The 20,274-nt window shown below is 42.3% G+C and carries 18 protein-coding genes; 4 read left to right on the top strand and 14 right to left on the bottom strand.

Going from position 1 to position 20,274, the window contains the following annotated elements; genetic code table 11:
* Positions 1-59: 59 nt before the first annotated feature.
* Together JMY02_RS01970 and JMY02_RS01965 are read right to left on the bottom strand one after the other, a co-directional pair.
* The gene (locus JMY02_RS01970; RefSeq protein WP_201594664.1) at positions 60-1,268 is read right to left on the bottom strand and encodes a transglycosylase SLT domain-containing protein; all 1,209 of its coding nucleotides are present in this window, start codon (positions 1,266-1,268) and stop codon (positions 60-62) included.
* Positions 1,269-2,197: 929 nt separating this feature from the next.
* Positions 2,198-3,031 carry a Nif3-like dinuclear metal center hexameric protein gene (locus JMY02_RS01965; protein ID WP_201594662.1) on the bottom strand — a complete coding sequence of 278 codons (834 nt, stop codon included), beginning with the start codon at positions 3,029-3,031 and terminating at the stop codon, positions 2,198-2,200.
* Between the two features lie 325 nt (positions 3,032-3,356).
* Between JMY02_RS01965 and JMY02_RS01960 the strand changes: the two genes are divergently transcribed.
* A complete protein-coding gene (locus JMY02_RS01960) occupies positions 3,357-4,682 on the top strand; it encodes a S1C family serine protease (RefSeq protein WP_201594660.1) in 1,326 nt (441 codons plus the stop codon).
* Positions 4,683-4,827: 145 nt separating this feature from the next.
* Here the strand turns inward: JMY02_RS01960 and yfaE are convergent, their stop codons facing one another.
* The 11 genes from yfaE to JMY02_RS01905 all read right to left on the bottom strand — a co-directional run bounded on the left by yfaE (position 4,828) and on the right by JMY02_RS01905 (position 14,140).
* Positions 4,828-5,094 (bottom strand): class I ribonucleotide reductase maintenance protein YfaE, encoded by a 267-nt coding sequence (gene yfaE, locus JMY02_RS01955; protein WP_201594658.1) that lies wholly within the window; start codon positions 5,092-5,094, stop codon positions 4,828-4,830.
* Positions 5,095-5,152: 58 nt separating this feature from the next.
* Positions 5,153-6,286 (bottom strand): class Ia ribonucleoside-diphosphate reductase subunit beta, encoded by a 1,134-nt coding sequence (nrdB, locus tag JMY02_RS01950; RefSeq protein ID WP_021814729.1) that lies wholly within the window; start codon positions 6,284-6,286, stop codon positions 5,153-5,155.
* 97 nt (positions 6,287-6,383) lie between these two features.
* Positions 6,384-6,740, bottom strand: a complete 357-nt coding sequence (locus JMY02_RS01945; RefSeq protein WP_201594656.1) for a hypothetical protein — start codon at positions 6,738-6,740, stop codon at positions 6,384-6,386.
* A gap of 39 nt (positions 6,741-6,779) precedes the next feature.
* Positions 6,780-7,067, bottom strand: coding sequence for a type II toxin-antitoxin system RelE family toxin (locus JMY02_RS01940; RefSeq protein ID WP_021814727.1), 288 nt, complete (start codon positions 7,065-7,067; stop codon positions 6,780-6,782).
* Positions 7,057-7,308, bottom strand: a complete 252-nt coding sequence (locus JMY02_RS01935; RefSeq protein WP_021814726.1) for a type II toxin-antitoxin system Phd/YefM family antitoxin — start codon at positions 7,306-7,308, stop codon at positions 7,057-7,059. The genes JMY02_RS01940 and JMY02_RS01935 overlap by 11 nt, the downstream gene beginning before the upstream one ends.
* 187 nt (positions 7,309-7,495) lie before the next feature.
* Positions 7,496-7,816 carry a hypothetical protein gene (locus JMY02_RS01930; RefSeq protein ID WP_201594654.1) on the bottom strand — a complete coding sequence of 107 codons (321 nt, stop codon included), beginning with the start codon at positions 7,814-7,816 and terminating at the stop codon, positions 7,496-7,498.
* 330 nt (positions 7,817-8,146) lie between these two features.
* Positions 8,147-9,094, bottom strand: a complete 948-nt coding sequence (locus tag JMY02_RS01925) for a DUF2971 domain-containing protein (protein ID WP_201594652.1) — start codon at positions 9,092-9,094, stop codon at positions 8,147-8,149.
* 103 nt (positions 9,095-9,197) lie between these two features.
* Positions 9,198-11,474, bottom strand: coding sequence for a class 1a ribonucleoside-diphosphate reductase subunit alpha (gene nrdA, locus JMY02_RS01920; RefSeq protein ID WP_201594650.1), 2,277 nt, complete (start codon positions 11,472-11,474; stop codon positions 9,198-9,200).
* 495 nt (positions 11,475-11,969) lie between these two features.
* Positions 11,970-12,350: a YbeD family protein gene (locus JMY02_RS01915; RefSeq protein ID WP_201594648.1), complete on the bottom strand. Its 381-nt coding sequence runs from the start codon at positions 12,348-12,350 to the stop codon at positions 11,970-11,972.
* Between the two features lie 149 nt (positions 12,351-12,499).
* Entirely contained in the window at positions 12,500-13,426 is a 927-nt protein-coding gene (locus JMY02_RS01910) for a bestrophin family protein (RefSeq protein WP_201594646.1), read from the bottom strand.
* 132 nt (positions 13,427-13,558) lie between these two features.
* Positions 13,559-14,140, bottom strand: coding sequence for a TetR/AcrR family transcriptional regulator (locus tag JMY02_RS01905; RefSeq protein ID WP_201594645.1), 582 nt, complete (start codon positions 14,138-14,140; stop codon positions 13,559-13,561).
* Between the two features lie 181 nt (positions 14,141-14,321).
* Here JMY02_RS01905 and JMY02_RS01900 point away from each other — a divergent pair, with 181 nt between their 5' ends.
* From JMY02_RS01900 to JMY02_RS01890, 3 genes are all read left to right on the top strand, one after another.
* A complete protein-coding gene (locus JMY02_RS01900; protein ID WP_201594643.1) occupies positions 14,322-14,723 on the top strand; it encodes a RidA family protein in 402 nt (133 codons plus the stop codon).
* An 80-nt stretch (positions 14,724-14,803) separates the two neighbouring features.
* The gene (locus JMY02_RS01895) at positions 14,804-15,802 is read left to right on the top strand and encodes a hypothetical protein (RefSeq protein ID WP_201594641.1); all 999 of its coding nucleotides are present in this window, start codon (positions 14,804-14,806) and stop codon (positions 15,800-15,802) included.
* A gap of 753 nt (positions 15,803-16,555) precedes the next feature.
* On the top strand, positions 16,556-18,055 hold the full coding sequence (locus JMY02_RS01890) for a SulP family inorganic anion transporter (RefSeq protein ID WP_201594639.1): 1,500 nt from the start codon (positions 16,556-16,558) through the stop codon (positions 18,053-18,055).
* 142 nt (positions 18,056-18,197) lie between these two features.
* Here the strand turns inward: JMY02_RS01890 and rpoD are convergent, their stop codons facing one another.
* Positions 18,198-20,114, bottom strand: coding sequence for an RNA polymerase sigma factor RpoD (gene rpoD / locus JMY02_RS01885; RefSeq protein ID WP_201594636.1), 1,917 nt, complete (start codon positions 20,112-20,114; stop codon positions 18,198-18,200).
* Between the last annotated feature and the right edge of the window lie 160 nt (positions 20,115-20,274).

Below are 20,274 nucleotides of genomic sequence, written 5' to 3'. Positions count from 1 at the left end.
AAAGCTGCTCTTATAAAGAGCAGCTTTTTTATATATAAATCTCTGACAATGTTGATCAATTAAACAGTTTGAGTCTTTATCGTCTCAAGATAGCTTCTGATGTTACTGACGTAATGCATTGCTTGGCCATAGCGACTATTAGACGCTTTATTGTCAGCCAGATACGCATAAACGTTTGCCCAGCTTTTGTCATCAATACCTTGATCTCTCAGTTTGCGTTGAATACTTTTTACGGCATTTGGCCCCATATTATATCCAGCGAGCGCAAACCAAATACGGTCAGTTTTTGGTACATCAGCAAACGAATCCTTCATTTGCTCTAAGTATCGCGCGCCGCCGCCAATACTTTGATAAGGATCTACTCGATCAGCGACGCCCATCGCTTTGGCGGTGTTATTGGTCAGCATCATGAGGCCACGCACACCCGTTGGTGATACTGCATTGGCATCAAGATGTGATTCTTGATAACCCATTGCGACAAGCAACTCCCAATCATGATTATAATTGCGCGCTTGCTCTTCAAAGGAAGATTGATAATCAGGCAACTTCTCTGTCAGCGTTTTTTTGAAGTGGTCTTGACTATAAGCATCTTTGAGTAAGTTCTGATTATAAAATGCGGCAAGTTTTTGCGTGTTTTGTAGCTTGATATTATCACACAAAAAGTAACTGGCTTTTTTGGATAACGGATCATTGGACGAGCTAAACGTCCAGCTGACCTTTGGGTGCAAACCATTTTTTGTCAAACTGGCATCATAACCACAGCTGACATTGATAGATGACAAATTAAGCTGGCTTTTTAACTGAGTGCTGGCTGTTGTCAATGCCATATCTGCTTGACCTGATCTTACCGCTTTTAATGCCGCCTCTTCGTTGGCATAAGCTCTAAGGTCGATATCGACACCCAGTTCATCAGCATAACTATTTACCAAATCAAAGCCGAAACCATGCTGAAAACCATCGGTGGCAAAATACGTGCTGTCACCTGGGACAGCCGCAATGGTTAAAGTATCTTCTGACATAACACGGTCATAGGCTGGCATTTGCACACCCATCGTCGTCAGACTCTGCGCAGGCAAAGAGAGCAGGGCGATGCTAGAGACTTGCGCCAGTTTTTTGGTTCTGGCAAAACGAGCCGAGGCTATTGGGGTAACGGATGAAACGATGTTACTTTTAGTGTTTAGTCGTTGCTTGGATGGACGCAGTAAATAAGAAATACGGCGTTTTGCCTCTTGCGCAGATACTTTTACACGATAAGTAATACGCTGCATGGATGTCTCCTGATTTTAGCCATCCTGCTTATCCTAAAATGTGACACTGATATACAGTCATAGAACACGCATATATCGATGTCATATTTGAGACGATATTGCACTTTTTAATCATAAAAGCGCAATGCCATCCTGTTTAATCATAGTGCGGCTAACAGTACCGCTAATAGTGTGGCTAATAAATATTTTATAAAATTAGCAGCACAGTTTCTCAATCAGCTATCTATCGGCGTAGAGTTTAAGAGGTTTGGAACAACACTCTTAAAATCTGCACGCAGCAACGCGAAGGATGTGGATCAGATGATTCCTTCATCGACAATAAATAGTTAATAGCGAAACAGCTATAGATTAAACACAGATAAGGTCATGAATAAGTTATTAAAACAAAATCGTAGACGAATTGAGTTGGTCGACCGCATCGTTAGTGACTGACACTACATACTGGTTCAACCGTTACTACGCAAATATCAATCACTCTTTGTTTTTTCAATTGTTGATGACAAAGTAAATAAGTGATGATAGTTCATTGTTCAGCCATAAGGGCAAGCAAATCATGCTAAACCGTTATTGCGACACTCAAATGATAGACATCATATGTCAATTGGTAAACAGTCTAAAAGCTTATTAATCATAAAAGATAATAAGATTGTAGGCAGTCGCCTTCATTTGAGCGCCATAACCGGAAGCTATAATAATGGGAAGTCTCATGACAAGACGTTCTTTCTTACAAGATATAATATGCGGATAGCTCTTATATTATTCAAGTGTGGTTAATAAATTAGTGATAAAACTTAACAATCGAGCTATAGACGGTTAAAAATAGCCTCGTTATGTGTCTGTTTATGAAAAATAGAGCAGGCACAGTAAGCAAAATTTGTATCAGTCCTGCTGCATCTCCTTTATATTTATCTGACTATAGAGCCAATCAGCTAAGCAGGATTATCAATATCAATAAAGGTCACTGGTAACCCAAACTGCTGAGCAATGATCTCACCCAATGCTTGAATGCCACCACGTTCTGTCGCATGATGCCCACAAGCAAAATAATCAATGCCAAGCTCGCGAGCGATATGCGTGGTACGCTCCGATATTTCACCAGAGATAAATGCGTCACAGCCCATCATCGAGGCTTGCTCAATCATATCTTGCGCACCACCCGTACAAATACCCACACGTTCGATAAGCTTGTCATCACCTTTTGCAATAGTATTACTGCTAACATGCGCATAATTGGCAGAAACATGTAATGGTGTGCGTCCCAAGGCTTTGGTAATCTGAGCAATGAGGCTATCAGCATTTTGTGGTATACAAGTCGCGATATTACCAACAGGATGGGATTCGCTAGGATAGAGAGCACCAACAATGGTCATATCTAGCATCTCAGCCAGTTTGGCATTGTTGCCAACGACTGGATGCGCATCAAGAGGCAGATGATAACCAATCATAGAGATGCCGTGTTGCATCAGTTTACGGATACGTCGTCCTTTCATTCCTGTGATAGTGGCAGCTTCGCCTTTCCAAAAATATCCATGATGCACCATAATCGTATCCGCATTGGCAGCGATGGCTGCATCAATTAGGGCTTCGCAAGCGGTGACACCAGTGATGATACGCTGTACCGCTCGTCCACCGTCGACTTGTAAACCATTGGGTGCATAGTCTTTAAAAGCACCAGCCGATAAGTAGTCGTCACAAAATTGCGTTAACTCCTGTACGCTAATGGTCGTAGGCGTCGCGTCAGTTGCGATAGGATTGGCTGTCATTATTTTTTTCCTTATAACTTATAATTAGTGCAGTGGAGTAAGTATTCATAGACCATGAATAGTTTTTTTATATTCAACGGTTTTTATCATAGCCATTTTAACATGAGGCTGTAAGAGTGTAGATAAGGCCAATAACTGAAATGGTACACGATACGTTACAATTAGGCGGTGTTGACGGTTATAATTTACACACGTGAGCTTATCCAAGAATTGTCATATAACGGTGAGGCTTTAGCGAGGGACTTGATCACTTATATTTAGTAAACCATTATTTCTTTATCTAATTTATTTTCGTCTGTTTGTATCAAATTTATAGAGGTTTTATATGTCGTCATCTCGGAACACCAGTAACAAGGCGTCCTTATTAAAATGGTTACCTTGGGTTTTATTGCTAATAGTGATTGCTGCATTTATCTGGTTGTTTACGAGTATGAATAAGACATCAGAGAATACGTGGGAGCCGCCAAGAACCACGCCTGCTGAACAGCAAGCATCGGCTCCGGTTGCCGATACTCCAGCACCTATTTCTTCTTATCATAATGCTGTTGCCCGTGCATCGCAGTCGGTCGTCAATATCTATACCACACAAACGATGGCAGAGCATCCTTATATGGATGATCCCGTTTTGCGCCGGTTTTTTGAATATCATGGCGGGCCGTCACAAGGGCAGGGCAACACCAATTTGGGCTCTGGTGTGATTGTGTCAGAAGATGGCTATATCGTCACCAATGCTCATGTTATCGAAAAAGCAGATGAAATTACTGTCGCCTTCAATGATGGTCGTAAGAGCCGTGCTAAGGTGGTCGGTACGGATCCAGACAGTGATTTGGCTGTCATCAAAGTTGATATGACAGGATTGACACCATTAGGCTTTCGTAAAGATCCTATTCGGGTGGGCGATTTGGCACTAGCAATTGGCAATCCATTCGGTGTGGGGCAAACGGTCACCCAAGGTATCATTTCGGCGACTGGTCGTACTGGGCTGGGCGTAAACAAATTTGAAGATTTTATTCAAACCGATGCGGCTATCAATCCCGGTAATTCGGGCGGGGCGCTGGTTGATGCTCGCGGTGAGTTGGTCGGTATTAATACAGTGATCTTCTCACGTTCTGGTGGCTCTATGGGTATTGGCTTTGCCATTCCTACTGCTATCGTCGAACAGGTCATGACTGCTCTTATCAAAGATGGCAGAGTGAGTCGTGGCTGGCTCGGTATCGAGATACAGTCACAGTTGCGTGATCCGACGCAGCTTGAAACGTCTACGGGCGTAGAGGTTCTTAGTGTTGTACCGGAAGGTCCTGCTGCCAAGAGTGGACTGCGCATCGGTGATATCATTTTGACAATTGATGGTGTCGAGATGACAGATGCTAACACCTTAATTCAGTATGTTGCTCGCAAATCACCCAATACCAAACTGAATGCACAGATATTGCGTCAAGGCAAAAATGCACAAGTAGAGATATTGTTAGAGGAACGTCCAGTACAAGAATCGATTGAGCGCCCAGTGGTCATGATGGAAGATGAGCGTATTGGTCAACAAGGCTTACAAAGTACGCCGCAAGAAGATGTGCCTATGATGTCAGAAGCAGAGCGTGACCGTATGCGTGAAGAGTTATTAAAGTTGTTTGAAAGAGATGGTGCCCCTTTATAAAAACAACATTTAGCATTTTATAAGCAATAAAAAAGCGCGCTATCTCAAAAGATAGCGCGCTTTTTGTTATAGGTGATCATAAGTAAAGAAATACAACCATGACAACGTACGGCTAGGATAATATTTATTGTTTGCACCAACCACATTACTTTGCGAGCGGTTCATGATTGATATAAATCACCCCTTGGACACGGCAGCAGCAAGGGAGAATTTCATCTTCCTCAATCATGGCCAGTGGGTCAAAAGGATAATCAACCACGTGTGAGCTGGCGATACGCTTGATTCGGCAGCTGCCACAGTAGCCTTCGCGGCATTGATAATTAACCTCATGCCCAGTGCGCAGTAGCCCATCAAGCAGACTCTCGTCATCATGCAAGTAAAACTGCTTTTTACTGGTCATTACCCAAGTCATAGTTGATCCTAGTGGGATATGTCTTTGCTATTACCGCTACTATTAACGCATAAAACGGTTACAGCTCAAAGTCATCAAAATCACTGTCTGATAAATCAGAATCAATCTGACCCACCAAGTACGAGCTAATCTCGGTCTCTTGCGGCGCAACTTGCACGTTGTCTGATGACAACCATGTATTGATCCACGGAATCGGGTTTGATTTTGATTTCGGGAACGCCGCTGGCAAGCCGACCGCTTCCATACGCAAGTTGGTGATGTACTCAATATATTGGCACAGAATGTCTTTATTCAAACCAATCATCGAGCCATCTTTGAACAGATAGCCTGCCCATTCTTTTTCTTGTTCGGCAGCTTTGCGGAAGATTTCAATACTGTCTTCATAACACTCTGCGGCAATCTCGACCATCTCAGGATCGTCACGACCATTACGCATGAGGTTCAGCATGTGCTGAGTACCTGTCAGATGTAGCGCTTCGTCACGCGCGATCAGTTTAATAATTTTGGCATTGCCTTCCATCAGTTTGCGCTCAGCAAAGGCAAACGAGCAGGCAAACGACACATAAAAGCGAATGGCTTCTAGGACATTGACCGCCATGATGCACAGATACATCTGTTTTTTCAGAGATCTCAGATCAACCGTAACTTGCTCGCCATTGATGTTGTGCGTACCGGCACCGTACAAGCTATAGAGCTGCGAGTTGCGGTACAGATCATCATAGTACTGAGCAATATCAGAAGCACGTCCTAAGATATGCTCATTTTGCATGATGTCATCAAAGATGATATTTGGGTCATTGACGATGTTGCGAATGATATGCGTATAGCTGCGTGAGTGAATGGTCTCAGAGAACGACCATGTCTCAATCCACGTTTCAAGCTCAGGGATAGACACTAGCGGCAATAGCACCACGTTGGGACTACGACCTTGGATAGAGTCGAGTAGGGTCTGGTACTTGAGGTTGCTCAAAAATATGTGCTGCTCATGCGAGGACAGATTGCTAAAATCGATACGATCACGTGATACATCAACTTCTTCTGGACGCCAAAAGAACGACAGCTGCTTTTCAATCAATTGCTCAAAGATCGGATGCTTTTGTTGGTCATAGCGGGCAATATTGACCGGCTGACCAAAAAACATTGGCTCTTTTAGCGCATTGTTTGGCGTTTGAGAAAAAATCGAGTAAGTCATGGGACTGCCTTTATAATTGATATGGTTATGAATTTATATGGGTTTGACTGGCTTTGATTCGATGTTATTACACGTTTTCGGATTATAGCTTTATAGCTTAGAGGTTCTCTAGTGATATCTGTGACGACTCTTGTCCATCGTTCATATAGGCTTTGAACATCTCGCTCAGCTCACTATCATCTAATGCTTCTAATTCATCAAGTGCGCTTTTGCGTAGGGTACTCACATCAGCGTTTTCCAATGTTTTTTGTACTTCTTTTTTGGTCTGCTTCTTCATTTGTTTTTTGGGTGCTCTCGGCGCGTCTGTCTTTAACTCTACGCTTGTGCTTAACTGCTGACGCACCTCTGCAATATCAACCTCGACTTGTACGATATGCGAGCCACCATCGTTTAGGTCTGAAAATACGTTTGGGATAAACAAACCACCGTCTTTGATGATTGCGGTATATTGCACATGACCTCCGTTATTCTCATTGCTGTTTACGTGTTTTCATTATGGTTGACGCGTCGCTAGACTGTCATATACTTTGTTATTTTCTCTTTTGCCGACTGCTAATACATAAACGACCACCACGTCATCTTTGACGGTATATACCAGACGATAACCTATGGTGCGCAACTTAATTTTATAAGTGTCTGTGTGTCCAGAGAGTTTTGACGCAGGCACATGAGGGTTTGATAATCGCTGCTGTAATTTTTTCTTAAACTGCTGCTGAATATTTGGTGCTATCTTTTTCCATTCTTTTAACGCTAACGGGTGAAACTCAAGACTATAAGTCATCTAAAGTTACCTTTACAGGTATCTGACCATCATTCATCCGGGCGCTCACGGTCTGGCTTAATGCCATATCATCCATCGCTTCCATCATGCGCTCAAAAACGTCTGTTGAGACTAAATAAGCCACGGGTTTGTTGTGGTTTAAAATGGCAATCGACTCACCATCTGATTGTTTAATCAGTGCAGAAGGATTGTTTTTTAGCTCTGAGATACTGGCTGTTTGTGTCGCAAATATTGGTTGCATGATTCATTCTCCGTTAAAATTATGCTCTAAATATAGGGATAATTTTAGCACGAAAATTAGGTCTTATTTGTTAATCTTTTTGCGTGTAATTTGTAGGGTGTGCCTTGCGCACCTTTAAACACAGTTTCGATATCATCGGTGCGCTGGGCGCACCCTACAGAAGCTCATTATTTCAAAGTAGAGCGATTTAAATTTGCTTACAAACAACGTCTTCTAGTACTACCGTCTTATCGCTAATTATCTCCAGTATTGATGCTATCAAATATTCACTAGAGAACTCTTTGATGACGATGGTATAGGGCGCCCAAAAGTAGTTGTTAAATGGCGAATCTATGACAGTATCTTTCATAGATGCTATCACGCAATTTAGTGAAAAGGCAGTACCAGCGTAAATATTGCCTTTGTAATCTAGAAAAAAATCCAAGTTTTCGGAGATCTTATCGTTTACTTCAAATGAATGGTAGGTATAAATCCGTACACCGTCTGCATCATATAAAGTATCGAACATAAGGGTTATCTCATTGAATACTTGTTTATAAATTGAGATAAGTTGTAGCTTAGCTTTACCCAATTAAGTCTATATGAACTATGACTCTTTTATATGATCAGATTCTTGACCATTCCAACCACATTTTACACAAGTTCCATCTTCAAAATGATGATCACAGCTTGGATAGCCATAAAGTTTGTTAGCGCAATTTGGACATAAACTTGTCATCTTTGAGCTATCTATAAAATATGATGATTGGCACTCATCACAAGTACTTTGTGCTCTAGTCATAATTTAGCCAAAAGCCTAAAAGTTTGGTATCGCAAGTTCAATGCAATCTAAGCTTACTTAATCCATATCTTTAATTCTAAAAATTTTCTTACTGTAAGGAAAAATCGAATCTTTTTCTTTAAAATTCACATAAATTATGGGGTTTTCAGTAGTTGATATTTGTGAGAAGTCCATATCAGCTACTTCTATACAATCTGGATAAGACTCCATAAAGCTTGCTACCTTATATAAGTAAGGTCTAAACACTTTATGATCATCCTTAATATGAGCTTCACTCGGAATTAGATTTTCATAATTAGTACTACCATTTAAACTGACTTTTTTATCAAACGGATTAACAATATTTTGTATATGAAAACCATAGCTTTTACCATCGTTTACTAACTGTTTGAACTTAATATTTCTATTAGATAATAAGTTCATAAGCTCATTCTTGCTTTCGTCAGGTGTTTTTAATCCAAAAATTATGCTTCGAATAGCATCGGAACGATGATGATTTTTACCCTGATTATCACAAACGATTCTAAATTCCTGTTCTTTATCCCAGTCAAAATGCTTAGTACCAATCATTTTTTGTAATAGAAAATCATTGCTAATATCCTCAACTCCAATATCAGGTGGAGTATCTGAGTACATCACATCAAAACATTGATAAAGACCTTTATTCTTACCGATCAAATCTTCTAAATCATATTCAATGCAAATTCCTGTATGACCCTGTGCGTAACTAGCCCATAAAGAAGAAATATTGTAAGACTTACTAAGGGAAAAAATGCCTGAACTTTTAATCATGTCTTGGATTGAATCAAATTGATTATGAAGCTCATTCTTATTAATTTGAGGTGCTATCAAGGAAGTAAAATCCATGAACGTATTATATGACTCAGTAGAATAGTAGCATTCACAAGGGTCGTTTAATGTTTCTTTTGAAGGTGCCCAAAAATAGTTTTCTTCCAAAGATTCACGTGTAAACTCATTCAACTCTCTATATTTGTATAAATTCAAAAGTTACCTCGCTTTATTAGGTGATAAGGTCACTATGAGTCTTAGAAATAGCGATGCAGATTAAACTAAGGTTTCATCTGCATCATTTATTTCGAGCTTGAATCTATATCTTACAAGCCCCGCCAGCACAATCATCTTCCATATCCGCTTGCGCATCGTTCGCACCATCACGCGTGTTATGGTAGTACAACGTCTTCACACCCATTTTATAAGCGTTTAGCAAGTCTTTTAGCAATATCTTCATCGGTACACGGCCACCTGCATAACGAACGGGATCGTAGTTGGTATTGGCAGAGATACTTTGATCGACGAACTTCTGCATGATAGCGACCAGCTTTAGGTAACCGTCATTGTTTGGCATTTGCCATAGTAGCTCGTACTGATCTTTTAACTTGTCAATCTCAGGCACGACTTGCTTTAAGATGCCATCTTTTGACGCTTTGATAGACACCAGACCGCGTGGTGGCTCGATACCGTTGGTCGCGTTGGCGATCTGACTTGAGGTTTCAGACGGCATCAGGGCGGTTAGGGTAGAGTTGCGTAGACCGTGCTCTGTGATTTCGCCACGTAGCGTCTCCCAATCAAGATGTAGTGGCTCTTGGCAGATTTTATCCAAGTCGGCTTTATACGTATCAATCGGCAAGATACCTTGCGAGTACGTCGTCTCATTGAACGCAGGGCACGCACCTTGCTCTTTTGCCAATTTGTTTGACGCTTTTAAGAGATAGAATTGCAATGCTTCAAACGTTTGATGAGTCAGACCAAGCGCGCTGTCGTCTGAATAGCGTACGCCATTTTTGGCAAGGTAATAAGCATAGTTAATCACGCCCACACCAAGCGTACGACGACGCATACTGCCGTTTTGAGCGGCTTTGACTGGATAGTCTTGATAGTCGAGCAGGGCATCAAGCGCACGGACGATTAGTTCTGCTGGCTCTTCAATGTCGCTAACGTTTTCGACTTTACCCAAGTTGACCGCTGATAGCGTACAAAGCGCGATTTCGCCTTCTTCGTCATTGATGTTATCCATCGGTTTGGTCGGTAGGGCGATTTCCATACATAGGTTTGACTGGCGAATCGGCGCAACGGTCGCGTCAAACGGACTATGGGTGTTGCAATGATCGACGTTTTGGATGTAGATACGACCCGTACTGGCGCGCTCTTGCATCATCAGACTAAACAAATCTGCTGCTGGAATTTGGCGGCTACGAATGCTTGGATCATTTTCGTACTTGGTATATAGCTCTTCGAACTTGTCTTGATCTTCAAAGAACGCATCATACAAGCCAGGGGTGTCACCTGGTGAGAATAGCGAGATGTCTTGACCTTTGATGAGGCGAGTGTACATCGTTTTGTTTAACTGGACGCCGTAATCCATATGACGCACACGGTTGTCTTCGACGCCGCGGTTGTTTTTCAGTACCAGTAATGACTCAACTTCTAAATGCCATAGTGGGTAGAAAAGGGTCGCAGCACCGCCACGCACGCCACCTTGTGAGCAGCATTTAACCGCCGTTTGGAACAATTTATAGAAGGGGATACAGCCAGTATGCTGTGCTTCACCACCACGGATCGGGCTACCAAGGGCGCGGATACGACCCGCGTTGATGCCGATGCCAGCACGCTGTGACACATAGCGTACGATGGCGCTAGTGGTCGCGTTGATTGAGTCTAGGCTATCACCACATTCGATCAATACACACGAGCTAAACTGGCGTGATGGTGTACGTACACCTGACATGATGGGCGTTGGTAGTGAGATTTTGAACTGAGACGTCGCATCATAGAAGCGTTTGACATAGTCTAGGCGATCTGACTTGTCATACTGGCTAAACAAGCACATACCGACCAGCATGTACAAGAACTGCGGGCTTTCATAGACAGTCTTGCTCACACGATCTTGAACGAGGTATTTACCCGCCATTTGCTCAACGGCAGCATAAGCCAAATTCATATCGCGCCAGTGATCGAGATACTCTTCTAGCTCGTCAAATTCCGCACGGCTGTAATCAGCCAAGATATGCTCATCATATTTGCCAGCGTCGGTCAGTTTTTTGACATGATCATATAGATGCGGCGGTGTGAATTTATTATAAGCAATCTTACGTAGATGGAAGATTGCCAAACGCGCGGCTAAATATTGATAGTCAGGGGTTGTTTCAGAAATGAGATCGGCAGCAGACTTGATGATGGTCTCATGAATGTCACGAGTCTTGATGCCTTCATAAAATTGAATGTGTGATTTTAGCTCAACTTGTGACACCGACACATTATCCAAACCGTGAGCTGCCCATTCGATTACCTTATGAATTTTATCCAAATCAATAAGTTCTAATCGTCCGTCACGTTTGGTCACTTTGATTTTGTCGATATGTGTCATGCTGGCCTCTATTTTTGGTTGCTTATATTATTCGTGAAGCGGTAAAACCCGCTCAACGTTTTTTATCACACTATTTATCAAATCACGTTGAATGATGGCATTAGCTGCTCTTTTTTCAGGCAAAAAGCTACCACTACTCATGGTGATGGTTAAAATCACTGAGTACTACATATAGCGTGTTTGTTAATTGGTAGGCACAATATAGCGGGAAAATTTTGAAAATACTATATTGATTTTAGGGGGAAACTATGTTGCTGACTGTCCAAATTTTGGCAAAGGACGATGGGGTAAGGGTTAGACGCGATTGACTCAAACAATAAATTTTTTGTAAAAATTGGATAGCTGTTTGCTTTTTATTCTTTGGTAAATCACCGACCGATAGAGGCCGTCATGAGGATAATAATAAGGGCGCAGATTGTACAGCAAACCACAAAAAATCGCCACCCATATGAGTGACGATTTGGACAATGTAGGAAGCCATTTTTTAATAACTATTTATAAAACCATGCGTACGGTTTTGGCATTATCAAGTGAGGCATAAAGTGCATTAACTTGCTCAGCGTTTGTTAAATATAAATTGACTCGTGCTGAGTGAAAACGCCCCGTTCTAGACGGCTTGATTTCTATAGAAGCAAGGTCGAAATCAGGGAATTGACTGCCCAAGATAAGTTTTACTTCATTGAGCAAGCTTGCGTACTCGCCTTCGTGACCAATGATACTCAAAGGGTAGTCCATTGGAAAGTCCCAAAGCTCTGGGTTCTGAATGTCTGTCTTTTTGCCCTTTAAGGCACTTTTATTGGTTGCCAATTCGGTCACGTTGACCGATTTTTTACTCGCTTGTGCTGCGTTGCTGGTGTCTTTTGGGTCATCACTCATGATGTGTGCCTCGCTTTTGTGAAAATATGGGCTATTGAAATTTGGACAAGTGTATAGATAATCGTTTTATCTAGCATTTATAGTGGCATACGAGAGATTATTCAAGTGTTGAGAGGGCTAAGGCAAGAGATTGTTAACAACCCAAACCATTAAGGTAAATAACCGTTGATAGGCGTAATATCAGGTGGAATATCTGTGTCGCCCAGCGCTTCTAGCAAGTTAATTTCGATAGTGCGTGATAAGGCAGTCAGGGGTAGTTGGTTGGCAGCGAAACCAAAAGGCTCTTCTAATTCTTCACTGAGGGCATCTAAACCGAAAAAGGCATAAGCTATCACGGCGGAGATTAACGGAGTCGCCCAGCCCAAAGAGGCCACCAAGCCAAAAGGCAACATAATGCAATACAAATAGGTCGTGCGATGTACCAGTAGCATATAAGCAAAAGGCAGCGGCGTGTTATGAATGCGCTCGCAGGCCGCCAAGACAATCGTCATAGAGGTCAGACGCTCATCAATGTTTTGTATGATGTGGTCTGACACTAGCCCTTGACGTCGAATATCTCCAAGCTGCTTACCCATCAGGCGCATCAGATAATCGGGCAAGTTTCGTGCTTGAAGCATACTGGCATGATGCTTTGGATCAACAAAGCGTTCGATATCTTGCCAAGGTGATGTATTACGAAGGCGATGGCGTACTGCATGCGCAAAAGCAATAGTCAGATGAACCATCGAACGTTGAATGTCTCGCCCAGTCTCGGTATTTGCGTCTATAAAAGACAGCATTTGACGAGTTAAGCTACGAGAATCATAGACCAGCTGACCCCACAGTCCTCGCGCTTCCCACCAACGCTGATAACTCGCATTGTTTCGAAATCCGAGAAACAACGACAAAGCGATCCCTAATAAAGTAAAGGTAGCCGTACCATAATAAGGAAAGGAGTCAGGACGCCAGTGTTGAATAATGGTTATAAGGGTACTGAGAATGGTCACCAACAACACTTGTGGATAGATTTTTGGAATGATTGATCCGCGAAGAGTAAAAAATATTTTGAAACGATGGGGTTTTTGCCGGACAATCATGTTTTTTTCCTAGCGATAAGGTGGAGCTAATCCAAAATAAAAGAGATACAGGTCAAATGGCGTCTTGCTGAAATAGGTTTTCCTCAGAGGTGGGCTTTCCGCATACCAACCGAGTGACGCAAAACCTTAAAGTCAAGCTCTAAATCCAGATAACATGGTACTGAAGGCAGCAACTGTATTGGGTAAAGCGACTTTTGGATCAGTACTCGCCGCAATCCAAAGGGCAGCATTCATAGCAGCACCATTAATGAGCATGGCAGCGGCTTCCGGATCTACCTCTTTCATCGTTCCTTCTGCGATTAACTGCGTCACAATCTGCTTGGTAGACAATAAGCAGCGGTTTTGACTGGGCCAAAGAGAAGGGTCGCCCAGTACAGCAGGCCCATCTAATAAAATAATTCTCTGAATTTCTGGATCTAGCGCACTCTCAATGTACGTCTGTGCCTCAATGAGCAATCCTTCCCAAAGATTCTTGCACCCTTCTGTTCTAGCCTTTGCGTTTTCTACCATCTCCAAATCTATTTGTTCAACAACCGCTGAAAACAGTCCTTTTTTATTTCCAAAGTTATGATAAAGCGCTCCTCTAGTCAAACTGACATCGGCTGTCAACTTATCCATTGATGTCTCTGAATAACCATATTCGGCAAATGATTTTCTGGCCGCAGCGATTATGTTTTTCCTAGTTTCAGCCATTTTTAATGCACGTTTTGACATAGTCTTGCCTCAAAAATTAAAAGATAAAAATTACATACGCCACGTATATTAACTTGACATACGCAGCGTATGTGTTAAATTCACATACGTAATGTATGTTAACTGACAATAAGCGCAATTAGAAGGGCTACGTGTCTTTTAATCCTCAATATATATCAATTCAAACATGTTGGAGCAAATTATGTCTCAAAGAAAAGCAGTATTTCCAGCGGGTAGACACTCTCTTTATGAGAAACATGGTTATTCTGCCGCCATTCAATCGAAAGATTTACTATTCGTTTCAGGTCAAGTAGGCAGCCTTCAGGACGGCAGTGCAGAGCCAGATTTTGAGAAGCAAGTAGCACTTGCCTTTGAGAATTTGCGTCATACATTAGAGGCGGCAGGTTGTACGTTTGAGGACATTATAGATGTGACAACCTTTCATACTGATCCTGAAAATCAACTTGATTCAATACTGGAAATAAAAAACACTATTTTTAAAGAAGCCCCTTATCCAGCTTGGACCGCCATTGGTGTGAATTGGCTTGCTGGTTTTGATTTTGAGATAAAAGTTATTGCACGATTACCAGATGACGGGCGTTAGATAAAAAATTAAAGATAAAGTGGGCTTGTATTGTCTTAAAAGCTCAAATGCGTTTTCTTATGTATGAAAGGAGAAAAATTTTGAATACTAAACATCCTATACTCTTTGCAGGTGCGACAGGCATTGTTGGTCAGCAAGCGATAGAGTGGTTTCGCACGATTAATCCTGAACAAGCCATTTACGTTGGTGGCAGAAACATGGTGCTCGCTGACGAACTCGCTCTCAAAACTGGCAATGCATCTTCACTCGCAATTGATGTAGAACAGAACAACTTAGGGATAGACGATCGTATCGAGATCGGTGCTGTTATGATGCTTGCTCCAGATTCTGGTACGCATGGTTTACGCCTTGCACAAAATCGCAAGATACCTTATATGAATGTTGTGACTGGCATGGTTGAAATTGGTGCTGAGTTGGTAGAATATGCATTGACCACCTCAGGCCCAGTATTACTCGCCAGTCATTGGGCTGCAGGTGCTTCGACATTTTTAGCACTACACTTGGCTGAGCAGTTTGATTCAGTTTCTACACTTAATATCGGTGTGGTGCTCGATCCAGAAGACATCTATGGTCCTGCTGCACTCGAGGATATGGAGCGATTACAATCAGGTGTCCCCTCAGCATTTTCTTATGAGGATGGAAAGAGAAAATGGTTAATCGAGGATGCTATACATCATAAAATATCTACGATTGATGGTCGAGAGGTCATAGGAACGTCCTTTGCTTCACTTGATACAGTGAGTTTACGAGCCGTAACAGGCGCAAAAAATATTAGGTTTGATATTGCAAGTGAGACCTCTTCTTTTAGAAACACACAAGATAAGGCTGCGGCCGAAATCATTGTATCCATCACGGGAAGTCACGCTGGGGTAGAGCGTACTCGCAAACTAGCCATTGAGTTTCCTAAAGGTCAGTCTGCGCTAACCGGACTGTGTTCAAGCTTATTACTGAATGAGTTTATTAAAAAATGGCAGTCAGACGATCAGGCGACATTATACACACCCGAGAGTTTGGGGATAAAGCCAGCAGAATTTTTGGATTTGCTTGTGGATTTTGGTGCAAGGATCGTTGAACTGTAATGTTAATGAGAACTTGATGGTGTGGCCACAGCCGAGAAAAATAAAGTGACTTATTATCTTTACGATTGATATAACCGTAAAGATAATTTAATAAAAATAAAACAGTAAATGTTTAATGATTAATCTGATTATTCGAATTCAAGTTGATTACGGCGCTGAGGGTTATATTTAGCATAGTCTGTTTACTGATGCAAAAGACCTTATTAAATGGTGCGAGAGCGTGCCTTCCATAGATATTATAGAGTATGATCGATATAAACTTCTTAAGGGAAGTGAGCTGAAATTTATACCTTCGAATGTGGCCAAAACGTAATGCTAAGTTCCTCAAAGTCTATTGATTTTGAAAGAAATAGTATTTTATGAATTGAACTCATCTATGTTAAAATAACTGCAAATATTATTTCATATACTCAAAAAAGCTGTTTACTACAAAGATGAATACGCCACCCTAGTTGTACCCCTCCTCAGTAAATAATTGCTCCCTATAGCAATTTCTATCATAGAGCGTCTTACGCTTTTCCCTGTGCACACGCACTGCTTTAATGTTTGTATCCATAATCGATTTATCTATTGAGTCATTAAGAGCAAGCTACTAAAGGCAAGTTATGACAATAATTCGCTAAATATGATGGTTCACATTTTCACATTTCTTATTTAATGGGCGTTATGCCTAGCTGAAAATGTGTCAGACCTTTTATTTTAGATATCACGATTATTGACAGACTAAAGCAGTTCCCAAAAACTGAGTTAAACATGTTGAGTACTATTAAAGAACATTGGTTATCTAATGTTAGAGGCGATGTCCTAGCTGGTATGGTCGTCGCTTTAGCCCTTATCCCTGAAGCCATTGCTTTTTCTATTATTGCTGGTGTTGATCCCCAAGTGGGTCTTTACGCTTCGTTCTGTATTGCTGTAGTGATTGCTTTTGTCGGTGGGCGTCCGGCGATGATTTCAGCCGCAACCGGCGCGATGGCATTACTCATGGTCACGCTGGTTAGGGAGCATGGTTTGCAATATTTACTAGCAGCCAGTGTATTGACAGGCGTTATACAGATTATCTTTGGCTTTTTAAAGCTGGGTAATTTGATGAAGTATGTTTCGCAATCTGTCATCCTTGGCTTTATTAATGCCTTGGCGATTTTGATTTTTATGTCGCAGATTCCGGAGCTGATGCCGCAAGCAGGCTCAAACCTAGTCCACGTCTATGGTCTGGTGGCGCTGGGCTTAATCATTATCTATGGTTATCCGTACATTCCCAAAATCGGTAAGATGATTCCTTCACCGCTGGTCAGTATTGTGTTGGTGACAGCGATCGCTATTTTCTTAGGTGCAGAAGCACGTACCATCAACGATATGGGACAACTGCCGGATACCTTGCCGATATTTTTGTTACCTGATATTCCTCTAAATCTAGACACCTTGCTGATTATTTTGCCGTATGCCATCAGTCTGGCGATAGTCGGCTTGCTTGAATCTATGATGACCATGACCATTGTGGATGATTTAACCGATACCAAAGGTGATCGTACGCAAGAGTGTAAAGGTCAAGGGATCGCAAATGTCGTGAGCGGTTTCTTCGGAGGTATGGCAGGCTGTGCGATGATTGGTCAATCGATCATCAACGTCAAATCAGGCGGTTATACGCGTCTCTCTACCTTAGTGGCAGGGGTGTTCCTGTTATTAATGGTTGTATTTTTAAGTGATTGGTTAAAGATCATTCCAATGGCAGCATTAGTCGCGGTAATGATTATGGTCTCAGTTGGTACGTTTAACTGGGGTTCTTTTAAAGAGCTAAAAACCAAGCCATTGCAAAGTAATATTGTTATGATTACTACTGTTGCGGTAGTGGTCGCCACTCACAACTTGGCGTATGGCGTGCTCATTGGCGTACTGTTATCAGCGCTGTTCTTTGCCAATAAGATTGAACGCTATATGAGCGTGCATACCCACATGGATGAAGCAGAGCGAACGCGTTATTATCAAGTTGATGGGCAAGTTTTTTTCTCATCAGCAGAGCGTATGACTGAATCCTTTGATATTAAAGAGTCCGTCTCTAAAGTGATCATTGATGTGTCGCGAGCGCACTTTTGGGATGTGACAGCAGTCGCTGCCATAGACAAAGTTATTATCAAATTTCGCCGTGAAGGGACTGACGTTGAGCTTGTCGGTCTCAATGAAGCGAGCCAAGCGATGATAGAGAGCTTTGGTGTGCATGAAAAATCGGATGCTGAGCAAAATCTAGGCGCTCATTGATCATATTCAATTAATAGTCATGTCAGGTTACTGACTATGCCGTATTAATAAACGCAAAAAAGCCGAGATATACTCGGCTTTTTTTATTTGTAGTTACGAATACCTGAGGCCTATTATCTAGGCTCAGTATTTCCTTGAGAGTTTAGTCATTTTCAAGGAAAGAACGTAGGTGCTCAGAACGTGAAGGATGACGCAGTTTACGCAAGGCTTTTGCCTCAATCTGACGAATACGCTCACGCGTCACATCGAACTGCTTACCGACTTCTTCCAAAGTATGATCGGTTGGCATATCAATACCGAAGCGCATTTTTAGCACACGTGCTTCACGCTCAGTCAGATTGCCCAGCACATCACGAGTCGCTTCACGCAGACCAGCTGCCGTTGCATCGTCAACAGGGCTTGAGATAGTGCCATCTTCGATGAAATCGCCTAGATGCGAGTCTTCATCATCACCAATAGGTGTCTCCATAGAGATAGGTTCTTTGGCAATTTTTAGCACTTTACGGACTTTAACTTCGTCCATTTCTAAACGTTCGCCCAATTCCTCAGGCGTTGGCTCGCGTCCCATTTCTTGTAGCAACTGACGTGAGACACGGTTAATTTTGTTGATCGTCTCAATCATATGCACAGGGATACGAATCGTACGTGCTTGGTCAGCGATAGAACGAGTAATCGCCTGACGAATCCACCATGTGGCATAGGTTGAGAATTTATAACCACGGCGATATTCAAATTTATCCACCGCTTTCATCAGACCGATGTTACCTTCTTGGATCAGATCCAAGAACTGTAGGCCACGGTTGGTGTATTTTTTGGCGATAGAGATAACCAGACGTAGGTTGGCTTCAACCATTTCTTTCTTCGCGCGGCGTGCTTTTGCTTCACCAACCGCCATACGGCGTGCCACATCTTTCATATCGTGAATTTGCATATCGAGCTGTTGCTCGTAATCACGAATTCTGCGTTGTAATAAAATAACATCGTCGGTGACTTTTTCTAGCGTACCAGCAAACGCAGGCTTGCCCTTGATACGCTCAATCAGCCAATCGACATTGGTTTCGTTGCTTGGAAAGGTCTTACGAAATTCTTCACGCGGCATACGTCCACGGCGAATGACCAAACGCATGATTTGACGCTCTTGCTTACGCACGTCATCATAGACATCATGCATGATGGCCATGACTTGATCTGATAAGCGGTTGTTGAGCTTCAACATCATAAAGCGCTCTGCTAGCAGGGCATAAGCTGTATCAGCTTGTACGCTACCACGGCCATAATCTAATAAGGCTTGCTTGGCTTTGATAAATAGATTTTCGATTTCTTCTAAACGCAAGCGCACTTCTTCTGGATCGATACCACTGGTTTCTTCTTCGGCTTCTTCTTCAACGTTGTCTTCATCCTCGTCATCATCATCTAACGCAAGCGCTTTGGCTTTTGTCTTGATGATCGGCGGATTTTCTTTTTCTTCTTTAATTCTTTCTCTTTCTTCTTTCGCGGCTTCTTTGGCTTCTTGCGCTGCGATTTTATCTGCTTCGGTTTCAGGATCTAAAAATCCAGTAATGACGTCAGACAGTTTCTTTTCGCCATCTTGTACTTTTTGGTACTCATCAAGGACGAACTGTACCGTACCCGGCCAGTAAGACATGGCATGCTGCACGTCACGAATGCCTTCTTCGATACGCTTGGCAATGGCAATCTCACCTTCGCGGGTGAGTAGGTCAACGGTACCCATTTCACGCATATACATACGCACAGGGTCAGTGGTACGACCTGGTTCAGTCTCAACAGAAGCTAGTACGGCCGCTGCCTCATCCGCTGCCATGTCGTCATCACTTGAATCGTCGTTCATCAAGATGTCATCGGCATCGGGGGCTGATTCAAAGATTTTAATACCAACGTCGGTCAGCATTTGCACAATATCTTCGATCTGATCGCTTTCGGTAATAGAGTCGGGCAGTTGGTCATTCACCTCAGCATAGGTTAGATACCCTTGCTCTTTACCCATTTGGATTAAGGTGGCCAGTTGAGATGTGGACTTGGAAACTGACTTATCGTTCATAAATACTCGCTTACTTGCATCGGACATTTTTATATTGTGACTCGCTATCGCTGGCTGGGTGCGTTGATCTTATCAATCGATTGATCAAAATATGGCGTAGAGGTCGTCAGTAATATCAAAAATGAGTTGATATGAATAAAGGCTCAAAACACTACAATAA

This window comes from Psychrobacter vallis, from assembly GCF_904846715.1.
GTDB classification, from domain to species: domain Bacteria; phylum Pseudomonadota; class Gammaproteobacteria; order Pseudomonadales; family Moraxellaceae; genus Psychrobacter; species Psychrobacter vallis.
Note: the sequence above shows the minus strand (reverse complement) of the source record. Positions and strands in the feature narration are given on the sequence as shown.

Bases quoted from the DNA above. Each gene is read 5' to 3' on its own strand.
- JMY02_RS01970 (WP_201594664.1), bottom strand. From the start codon at position 1,268: ATGCAGCGTATTACTTATCGTGTAAAAGTATCTGCGCAAGAGGCAAAA.
- JMY02_RS01965 (WP_201594662.1), bottom strand. From the start codon at position 3,031: ATGACAGCCAATCCTATCGCAACTGACGCGACGCCTACGACCATTAGC.
- JMY02_RS01960 (WP_201594660.1), top strand. From the start codon at position 3,357: ATGTCGTCATCTCGGAACACCAGTAACAAGGCGTCCTTATTAAAATGG.
- yfaE (WP_201594658.1), bottom strand. From the start codon at position 5,094: ATGACTTGGGTAATGACCAGTAAAAAGCAGTTTTACTTGCATGATGAC.
- nrdB (WP_021814729.1), bottom strand. From the start codon at position 6,286: ATGACTTACTCGATTTTTTCTCAAACGCCAAACAATGCGCTAAAAGAG.
- JMY02_RS01940 (WP_021814727.1), bottom strand. From the start codon at position 7,067: ATGACTTATAGTCTTGAGTTTCACCCGTTAGCGTTAAAAGAATGGAAA.
- JMY02_RS01935 (WP_021814726.1), bottom strand. From the start codon at position 7,308: ATGCAACCAATATTTGCGACACAAACAGCCAGTATCTCAGAGCTAAAA.
- JMY02_RS01930 (WP_201594654.1), bottom strand. From the start codon at position 7,816: ATGTTCGATACTTTATATGATGCAGACGGTGTACGGATTTATACCTAC.
- nrdA (WP_201594650.1), bottom strand. From the start codon at position 11,474: ATGACACATATCGACAAAATCAAAGTGACCAAACGTGACGGACGATTA.
- JMY02_RS01915 (WP_201594648.1), bottom strand. From the start codon at position 12,350: ATGAGTGATGACCCAAAAGACACCAGCAACGCAGCACAAGCGAGTAAA.
- JMY02_RS01910 (WP_201594646.1), bottom strand. From the start codon at position 13,426: ATGATTGTCCGGCAAAAACCCCATCGTTTCAAAATATTTTTTACTCTT.
- JMY02_RS01905 (WP_201594645.1), bottom strand. From the start codon at position 14,140: ATGTCAAAACGTGCATTAAAAATGGCTGAAACTAGGAAAAACATAATC.
- JMY02_RS01900 (WP_201594643.1), top strand. From the start codon at position 14,322: ATGTCTCAAAGAAAAGCAGTATTTCCAGCGGGTAGACACTCTCTTTAT.
- JMY02_RS01890 (WP_201594639.1), top strand. From the start codon at position 16,556: ATGTTGAGTACTATTAAAGAACATTGGTTATCTAATGTTAGAGGCGAT.
- rpoD (WP_201594636.1), bottom strand. From the start codon at position 20,114: ATGAACGATAAGTCAGTTTCCAAGTCCACATCTCAACTGGCCACCTTA.